Source organism: Glycomyces sp. NPDC049804, from assembly GCF_040674615.1.
In the GTDB taxonomy this organism is placed as follows: domain Bacteria; phylum Actinomycetota; class Actinomycetes; order Mycobacteriales; family Micromonosporaceae; genus Glycomyces; species Glycomyces niveus.
This window is the reverse complement of the sequence record NZ_JBFAMQ010000009.1, coordinates 41,415-49,833: the sequence shown is the minus strand read 5'-3', so window position 1 is coordinate 49,833 and position 8,419 is coordinate 41,415. Positions and strand designations below refer to the sequence as shown.

Here is an 8,419-nt window from a genome sequence, read left to right as displayed (position 1 = left end):
CTGCCACGCCGCGCCGCCCGTGTTCGGCGGGGTCGGTTCCTCGCGTGAGGAAGGCCGTCCGATGAGCCACGAGACCGGCCGCGACGAGCGACGCCCCGGCGGCGCGACCGCGGCGCCGTCGGACCGACCGCTCGCGGTGCTCGGCGAACGCGCGCGCCGCGTCGCGCCCCTCTCACTCGCCGGGTCCGCCCTCCCCATCGGGAAGGCCGCCCGATGACCGCGCTCGCCACCGACACTGCTGCCCGCCGCCTCGGGGCCATCACCCGGCAGCGTCGCCGTGTCTCGCTACTCGCCCTCGCCGGGCTCGCGCTGCTCGCCGCCGCGATCCTCGTCGGGATCTGCCTGGGGGAGAACGTCCTCAGCCCCGGCCGCGCCCTCAACGCCCTCTTCCTCGGCACCGGCGACCGCGGCGATGTGCTCCTCGTCGGCCGGTTCCGCACCCCGCGCGTGCTCAGCGCGGTGATCGCCGGAGCCGGGCTCGCCGTCGCCGGGGCCGTCCTCCAGCGCGTCGCCCGCAACCCCCTGGCGAGCCCCGACGTCGTCGGCATCACCGGCGGCGCCTCACTCGGCGCGACCGCCGCCGTCGCCCTCGGCCTCGCCGCGCCGCTCACCCCGCTCGCCGCCCTCGGCGGCGGCCTCTGCGCCGCAACCATCCTCGGCCTGTTGGCTTGGAAAGGCGGCATCAGCCCGACCCGCCTCGTCCTCGTCGGCCTCGCCGTCCAAGCCGGCCTCACCGCCGCCGTGAACCTCTTCATCGTGCGCTTCCCGGCCGAACTAGCCTCCTCCGCGCTCCACTGGACCACCGGCTCCCTCTACGGCCGCAACTGGAACGAGACCATCGTCGGCGCCATCGCCACGACCGCCGCCCTCGCCGCCGTCCTCGCCCTCCACCGCCGCGCCGCCGTCCTCGACCTCGGCGACGACGCCGCAGGCGCCCTCGGCGTGCGCCCCGGACCCGCCCGCCTCCAGCTCCTCGCCGCAGCCGTCGTCCTCGCCTCCCTCGCCGTCGCCCTCACCGGCCCGGTCGGCTTCGTCGCGCTCGCCGTCCCGCACCTCGTGCGCCGACTCGCCGGCCCCCCGACCGCCGGAACCCTCGCCCTCAACGCCCTCGCCGGCGCGCTCCTGCTCCTCACCGCCGACCTCGTCGCCCAGCACGCGCTGCCCCTCGACGGCCTCCCCGTCGGCGTCGTCACCGCCACCCTGGGCGCGCCGTTCCTGCTCGCCCTCCTGGCCCGCCAGAACCGACCCGACCCGAGGACCGACCGATGACGAACGCCCCCAACGCCATCACCGCCGCAGGCCTCCGCATCGGATACGGCCGCAACATTATCGTCGCCGACCTCGACCTCACCCTCCCCGGCGGCCGGGTCACCGCCATCGTCGGCCCCAACGCCTGCGGCAAGTCCACCCTCCTGCGCGGCCTCGCCCGCCTCATCGCCCCCGAGGCCGGCACCGTCGCCATCGACGGCGACGACGTCCACCGCATGAGCGCCCGCGCCCTCGCCCGCCGACTCGGACTCCTCCCGCAGCAGCCCACCGCCCCCGAAGGCATCAGCGTCGAAGCGCTCGTCCGCCTCGGCCGCTACCCCCACCAGCGCGCCCTGCGCCCCTGGTCCCCGGCCGACACCGCCGCCGTCGAGAACGCCCTGGCCCGCACCGGCACCGCGGCCCTGCGCGACCTCCCGGTCGACCACCTCTCCGGCGGCCAGCGCCAGCGCGCCTGGATCGCGCTCGCCCTCGCCCAGGACACCCCGCTGCTCCTCCTCGACGAGCCGACCACCTTCCTCGACCTGCGCCACCAGCTCGACGTCCTCGACCTCGTCTCCGAACTCAACGCCACCGCCGACCGCACGGTCGTCATGGTCCTCCACGACCTCGGCCAGGCCGCCCGCTACGCCGACCACCTCGTGGTCATGCAGGGCGGCGCACCCGCCGCGACCGGCGCGCCCGCTGACGTGCTCACCGCCGAACTCGTCGAGGACGTCTTCGGCGTCCCCTGCCGCGTCGTCCCCGACCCCGAGACCGGCACCCCGCTGGTGGTCCCGCGGGCGAGCGCTCGGCACCGCCGACCCTGATGCGCCGAGAGCCCTGATTTGCCAAGAACACTGACACCCACTGCACCCGAAAGGAAACCACCCGAATGAAGACCACGATCCGGGGCGCGGCCGCCGTCCTGGCCGCCGCCACGCTGGCCGCCACGGCCGCCTGCGGCGCGGCGACCGCCACCGGCGACACCGCCGAGCAGCAGGTCCACGTGACCGACGCCTTCCCGCGCACCATCACGCACGCCATGGGCGAGACCGAGATCCCCGCCCCGCCCGCGCGGGTCGTGGTCCTGGACTCCGGCGAGCTCGACGACGTCACGCTCCTCGGCATCGAGCCGGTCGGCGCGGTCGCCCCGCACTTCAAGAGCGGCGGCGGGTTCCCCGAGTACCTGTCCTCGATGACCGAGAACACCGAGGACGTCGGCCCGATGGAGGAGCCCGACCTGGAGAAGATCGCCGCGCTCGCGCCCGACCTCATCCTCTCCTCGAAGATCCGCCACGAGGCCATCTACGAGGACCTCGCCGCGATCGCCCCGACCGTGTTCACCGAGACCACCGGTGTGGCCTGGAAGGAGAACCTCGCGGTCCACGCCGAGGCCCTCGGCCTCGAAGACGAGGCCGCCGCCGCCCTCACCGCCTACGAGAACCGGGCCGCCGAGCTCGGCACCGCCATCCAGGCCGCGTACGGCGAGGTCCCGACCGTGTCGATCGTGCGCTTCGTCGCCGGCCCGACCCGCCTCTACCAGAAGGCCACCTTCTCCGGCGTGATCCTCGAGGACGTCGGCGTCGCCCGCCCCGAGTCGCAGGACGTGGACGACTTCGCGCTCGAGGTCGGCCCCGAGCAGATCGACCTCGCGGACGCCGACTTCCTCTTCGTCACCGCCGCCGACGTCCCGGAGAACACCGAGCAGGAAGCGGCCATGGACAACCCGCTGTGGGCCGAGATGGAGGCGGTCAAGAACGACCGCGTCTTCAACGTCCAGGACGAGATCTGGATGAGCGGCATCGGCATCCAGGCCGCCCGTCTCGTTCTCGCCGACCTGGCGAACGCCACCGGCGTCGAACTCCCGGACGCGGAGTAGCGGACCCGGGCCGCGCCCTCCTCGAACGGGGCGCGGCCCGTCACCCCCCCGCAAACCGCGTTGCCGCCCGCGCCCGGCGATGCGAAGCTGGGGGACATGCCCGATGCGATCGAAGCGCTGCGCGCCCGCTACCGCGCCCACACCTGGGAGCCGGTCGGGATCGGCCATTCCGATGCGCTGGTGTGGCGGCTCGCGGGGCCGACCGAGCTGTTCGTCAAGGTCGGCGGCGAGCTCGAGCGCGAGGCCGAGGCGCTCGCCTGGCTCGCTGGCTTCGAGACGGGCGCCCCCGCGATCGAGGCCGCAGGCGCGCTCGACGACGGCCGCGCCTACCTCGTCACCGCGGCCGTCCCCGGACGCTCCGGCGCCGAGACCTGGCCCGAGCCCGATCGGAAAGCGGTAGTGCAGGCGATCGGCCGCTACCTCGCCCGCTTCCACACCCTCCCGGTCGACCAGTGCCCCTTCCGAACCGGGACGGACCCTGAGGCGGACCTCGTGGTCTGCCACGGCGACTACATGCTCCCCAACGTCATCCTCGACCCGCGGACGCTCACCGTCAACGGCGTGGTCGACGTCGGCGCCCTCGTTGTCGCCGACCGCGAACGCGACCTCCACGACATGGTCTGGAGTCTCACCGCCGGGCTCAACCCGCAGTACGGCGACGCGTACGCGGACGTCTTCCGGGCCGCCGCGACCTCAGTCGCCGCGTGAGTCGTAGTCCTCGCGGCTGGCCAGGACCTCGTCCATGTGCGACTCCGCCCAGACCTTGACGCCGCGCATCAGGTGATGCAGCGAGACACCGAGATCGGTCAACTCGTACGTGACCGTCGTCGGCACCGTCGGGGTCACGGTCCGGGTGATCAGCCCGTCTCGCTCGAGCGAGCGCAGCGTCTGCGTGAGCATCTTCTGGCTCACCCCCGCCAGCTTCCGCGACAGCTCGGAGTACCGCATCGGCCTTGACTGCCCGACGCGGTCGGGGTCGGCCTGCGGGTCGTCGCCGCCCAGCGCCGCCAGGACCAGCGCGACCCACTTGTCCGAGATCCGGGCGAGCAGCTGGCGGCTGGGGCAGGCGGCCAAGTACGCGTTGTACTTCGCCTGCGCCTCTTCACGCTTTTGAGCTGCGGTCATCGTGGGCATGCGCCGCTCCTTCCCACTTCGAGGTGACCTACGCACTTCGAAGTGCGTACTTCCCAATAGAGAGTTACCCATGCAAAGTAGAGCTGTCAAGTCCGAACAGCAACAGCAGGAGCGCACACGCAATGAGCACGCCCACCTTCCGCACCGCCGTCGTCCGCACCCCGAACGGCCCCGACTCGATCGAGGTCATTGACGTCCCCCTCACCGAGCCCGGTCCCGGCCAGGTCCGCGTCGCGGTGGCCGCCTCCCCGGTCAACCCCACCGACCTCGGCGTCGTCGGCGGCTTCTTCCACACCATGGGCATGATCAACCAACCTGAGCACACCGGCCTGGGCTGGGACTTCGCGGGCGTCGTGGACGCCGCCGGGCCCGGAGTCGAGCTGACTACAGGCACCCGCGTCGCCGGTGTCGTCGTCGGCTTCGACCGCGACTTCAGCACCTTCGCCGAACGGCTCATCGTCGACGCCGCCGACCTCGCGGTAGTGCCCGACGCCCTCGACCTCGCCGCCGCTTCCACCGTGCCGCTCAGCGGCCTCAGCGCGGCGCAGATCGTCGACCACCTCGGCGAGGCGCCCACCGAAGGCGCCCGGCTCCTGGTGACCGGTGCGGCCGGAGCCATCGGAGCGAACGTCATCGCGCTGGCGCTCGACCGGAACTGGCAGGTCACGGGACTGGCCCGAGCCGCGGACGAGGCGTTCGTGCGAGGACTCGGCGCGGACTTCACCGTAGAGGCGGGGCAGGGTTGGGACGCGGTCGTCGACACCTCGTCCCAGCAGGAGTGGGGCCTGGCCCCGGTCCGCGACGGCGGCATTTTCGTGGGCGTCCGCCCGAACCTCGTGCCCGAAGCCGAGCGGGGGATCAGCGTGAAGACGCTGATGGCCGAGTCCGACAGCGCGCGCCTGGGCGAGCTGCTGGACCGGGCCGCCTCCGACCGGCTGCCGACCCGGGTGCACGCGGTCCTGCCCTTGCACGAGATCGCCGAGGCCTACAAGGCGACGGCGAAAGGCGGACTGCGCGGCCGCTACGTGGTCAAGCCCTGATCGCGATCCGCTGGACGGCCTCCGCCGTGCAGTGGCAGGGCCCGGCCGCCTGCGGCCGGGCCGTTCTGCCGGCTCAGGGACCTGTCCGCCAGGCCAGATCGGCCGAGCTGACGACATCGCCGAACCGGGGGAGGTTCAGGTTCACCGCCGCTTCGTGCTCGGCCTCGCTGAGCGCGCTCATGGCGTCCTCGGCGAACACCAGGTCGTAGCCGCGGTCGGAGGCGGCCCTCGCGGTCGACTCGACGCCGAGGTTGGTCATGACGCCGGCCATGACCAGTGTCCGCGCGCCGAACCGCCGCAGCACCTCGTCGAGATCGGTGCCGTAGAAGCCGCCGATCGAGCGCTTCACCACGACCGCGTCGGCGAGCTCCGCGACCGCCGGGACCAGTTCGCTGCCCGGCGGCTGCGCCTCCACGTCCGGCCGCTCCACCCGCACCGCCACCACGGGCGCACCGGCGGCGCGGGCGCTTTCGGCGAGGGCGAGCGAGGCTTCGAGGACTGCGGGGCCGGTGCGCGGCTCGAGGTCGAGTTCCAGGAGCCGGGGCATCAGGTCGATGAGGACGACGGCGCTCTGCCGGGGATCAAGGGAGGCCACGCCGTCCACATTAACCGGGGGCGGCGACGGCTCGAGCCCGGCCGCGTCGCGGCCGGGCTCGCCGCGTCCACTCAGTCGGCGTCGCGCATCCGCAGGAGCTTGCGCGCCTCCACGGTCGTGATCGCCGGGCGCTGCGCGAGCGCGGCCGCCGCGGCGGCCCGCTCCACGAGCTGGTCGTTGCCCGCGACCGGCTGCCGCCGCGCGAACGACACCGTGTCCTCCATGCCCACCCGCAGGTGCCCGCCGTGGGCCAGCGAGGCGAACATGACCGGCAGCGTCGTCCGTCCGATGCCCGTGGCGGAGAACGTGGTCCCCTCCGGCAGGTACCGGCGCACGCCCTCGGCGAACGCGGCCACGGTCGAGGCGTCCCCGGCCGCGCCGCCGGGCACGCCCAGCACGAAGTCGACGTGCACGTGCCCGCCGAACGGCAGGCCCTCCTTGTCGAGCAGCCGCTCGAGCGCCGCCAGGTGCCCCAGGTCGAACAGCTCGTACTCGGGCACGACCGCCTGCTCCTGCATGCGCTTGTGCAGGCCGACGATGAACTCCCAGCGGTTGGTGAAGACCTCGTCGCCGAAGTTCACGGTCCCCATCGTGCAGGAGGCCATGTCGGGTTCGGCGTCGAGCACCGCGAGCCGCGCCGCCTCGCCGTCGCGCACCGAGCCGCCCGTCGAGAGCTGCACGATCAGGTCGGTCGTTTCACGAAGGGCCGCAACAGCATCGCGCAACCGGACCGGGTCGAGCGTCGGCCGCGCCTCGTCGTCGCGCAGGTGCACGTGGATGATCGAGGCCCCGGCGTGCTCGCACCGCTTCGCGGCGTCGACGAGCTCGTCCAGGGTCACCGGGAGCGCCGGGACCTCGGCCTTGTCGACCTCGGCCCCGGTGGGCGCCACAGTGATCAGGGTGCCGGTCATGCGACCTCCGCGGCCGCGTCCTGCTTCGCGACGGCCCGCCGGGACTGCGCGGCGGCCGCGTTCCCGGCCTCCTTCGCGAGGACCGGCGGGTGCATGTGCCGCCACCACTCCTGGCCGGCCTTGGGCAGGGTGTCGATCGGGTCGTAGAACGGGTACCGGCGGGTCAGGGCGTCGGGGTCGTCGGCCTCGATCGAGGTGCGGTAGTTCTTGGTCCAGTAGGAGATCCCGAGCTCGCGGTCGTACTCGGAGAGCTGGTGGACCCAGCGCTTGCCGACCATCGGCACGTCGCAGATGATGCGCGGGGTCGCGTACCCGGGCAGGTAGCCCATGATCGCGGTCTGCAGCTCCTGGGCCTGCGCGACGGAGGTGCGCCAGTGCTCGGCGTTGGGGATCATGTCGCACATGTAGAAGTAGTACGGGAGGATGTTCGCCTCGCCCTGCAGCGCGAAGCACAGGTCGAGCAGGTCCGCCTGGGTGTCGTTGACGCCGCGCATGAGCACGCCCTGGTTGCGCACGTCCCGCACGCCCGCGTCGAGCATCGCCGCCGCCGCCCGCGCCACGGCCGGGGTCACCGAGTTCACGTGGTTGATGTGGGTGTGGATCGCGAGGTTCACGCCCTGCCCGGCCGCCCGCTTGGCGACGCGGGCCATGCCCTCGACGATCTCGTCCTGCAGCCAGTGCTGCGGCAGCCCCATGAGGGCCTTGGTGGCCAGGCGGATGTCGCGGATGGTCTCCACGTCGAGGAGCCGGTCGAGGAACCGCTCGAGCTGCTTCCACGGCAGGTTCGCCACGTCGCCGCCCGAGACGACCACGTCCCGCACGCCCGGGTGGGTCTCGAGGTAGTCGAGGATCGCCGTCTGCCGGTCGACCGGTTTGAGCGCCAGCCGCCGCTTGTCCACGGTGGGGGTCGAGTTGCCGACGAGGTCCATGCGGGTGCAGTGCCCGCAGTACTGGGGGCAGGTCGAGAGGAGCTCGGCGAGCACCTTCGTCGGGTACCGGTGGGTGAGGCCTTCGACGGCCCACATGTCGTGCTCGTGCAGGGAGTCGCGGGTCGCGAACGGGTGCGAGGGCCAGTCGGCGTGCCGGTCGGAGGCGACCGGGAGCATGTACCGGCGCACCGGGTCGGCGTAGAACGCGTCGGTCCACGAACCGGGCGCGGTCTCCTCGATCGCGGGCGCCATCGTGTTGAGCATCTGCGGCGGCAGCAGCATCGACATGGTCGCCGAGTGCGCCATGTCCGCCGCGAGGTCGTCGTAGAACGACTCGTGGAGCCGGTCGCCCACGACCTCCCGCAGCTGCTTGACGTTCTTGACGCAGTGCACGCGCTGCCACTGCGCCGAGGCCCAGTCGGCCTCGGTGACGTCCGCCCAGCCGGGGAACCTCGTCCAGTCCGGCTCCTCGAGCCTGCGACGCCGGTACTGGTAGGGCTGCTCGATCACGGGAGCTGTGTCTCCCGTCGGTCGATCCGACACCTTCTCACCTCCATGTCCGGGCTGTTGGCCCGGGAAACCTCGCAGACGGGGATGACCGTCCTTGTGACGAGGATAACCTTCCGTTACTGTTGTGCGCTAGGTCCCGCATATTGAGACTCTATAAATTCCCCGCTACAAGA

10 protein-coding genes are annotated in these 8,419 nt (G+C 72.6%); 6 read left to right on the top strand and 4 right to left on the bottom strand.

The annotated features are described in order from the left end of the window. The 5 genes from AB0K52_RS16065 to AB0K52_RS16045 form a co-directional block, all read left to right on the top strand. Window positions 1-217 (top strand): hypothetical protein (locus AB0K52_RS16065; RefSeq protein ID WP_363532244.1); only part of this gene is annotated, 217 nt, incomplete at its 5' end. Then, window positions 214-1,269: an iron ABC transporter permease gene (locus AB0K52_RS16060; protein ID WP_363532241.1), complete on the top strand. Its 1,056-nt coding sequence runs from the start codon at window positions 214-216 to the stop codon at window positions 1,267-1,269. The genes AB0K52_RS16065 and AB0K52_RS16060, both read left to right, overlap by 4 nt. Then, complete coding sequence (locus AB0K52_RS16055) at window positions 1,266-2,075, top strand: ABC transporter ATP-binding protein (protein WP_363532239.1); 810 nt, start codon at window positions 1,266-1,268, stop codon at window positions 2,073-2,075. Before AB0K52_RS16060 ends, AB0K52_RS16055 begins: the two co-directional genes overlap by 4 nt. Before the next feature lie 65 nt (window positions 2,076-2,140). Continuing rightward, complete coding sequence (locus tag AB0K52_RS16050) at window positions 2,141-3,127, top strand: iron-siderophore ABC transporter substrate-binding protein (RefSeq protein ID WP_363532236.1); 987 nt, start codon at window positions 2,141-2,143, stop codon at window positions 3,125-3,127. A 96-nt stretch (window positions 3,128-3,223) separates the two neighbouring features. Then, entirely contained in the window at window positions 3,224-3,835 is a 612-nt protein-coding gene (locus AB0K52_RS16045) for a phosphotransferase (protein ID WP_363532233.1), read from the top strand. On the opposite strand, the gene AB0K52_RS16040 is transcribed toward AB0K52_RS16045, so the two are convergent. Then, window positions 3,821-4,261, bottom strand: a complete 441-nt coding sequence (locus AB0K52_RS16040) for a helix-turn-helix domain-containing protein (RefSeq protein ID WP_363532230.1) — start codon at window positions 4,259-4,261, stop codon at window positions 3,821-3,823. The two genes, AB0K52_RS16045 and AB0K52_RS16040, sit on opposite strands and share 15 nt — an antisense overlap. A gap of 122 nt (window positions 4,262-4,383) precedes the next feature. Here AB0K52_RS16040 and AB0K52_RS16035 point away from each other — a divergent pair, with 122 nt between their 5' ends. After that, complete coding sequence (locus AB0K52_RS16035) at window positions 4,384-5,301, top strand: NADP-dependent oxidoreductase (RefSeq protein ID WP_363532227.1); 918 nt, start codon at window positions 4,384-4,386, stop codon at window positions 5,299-5,301. Window positions 5,302-5,374: 73 nt separating this feature from the next. Here AB0K52_RS16035 and AB0K52_RS16030 read toward each other — a convergent pair whose 3' ends face one another. The 3 genes from AB0K52_RS16030 to AB0K52_RS16020 form a co-directional block, all read right to left on the bottom strand. After that, complete coding sequence (locus AB0K52_RS16030; protein ID WP_363532224.1) at window positions 5,375-5,896, bottom strand: isochorismatase family protein; 522 nt, start codon at window positions 5,894-5,896, stop codon at window positions 5,375-5,377. 71 nt (window positions 5,897-5,967) lie between these two features. Beyond that, a complete protein-coding gene (locus tag AB0K52_RS16025) occupies window positions 5,968-6,807 on the bottom strand; it encodes a 3-keto-5-aminohexanoate cleavage protein (protein WP_363532222.1) in 840 nt (279 codons plus the stop codon). After that, entirely contained in the window at window positions 6,804-8,246 is a 1,443-nt protein-coding gene (locus AB0K52_RS16020; protein ID WP_363532219.1) for a lysine 2,3-aminomutase, read from the bottom strand. The genes AB0K52_RS16025 and AB0K52_RS16020 overlap by 4 nt, the downstream gene beginning before the upstream one ends. Window positions 8,247-8,419: the final 173 nt, after the last annotated feature.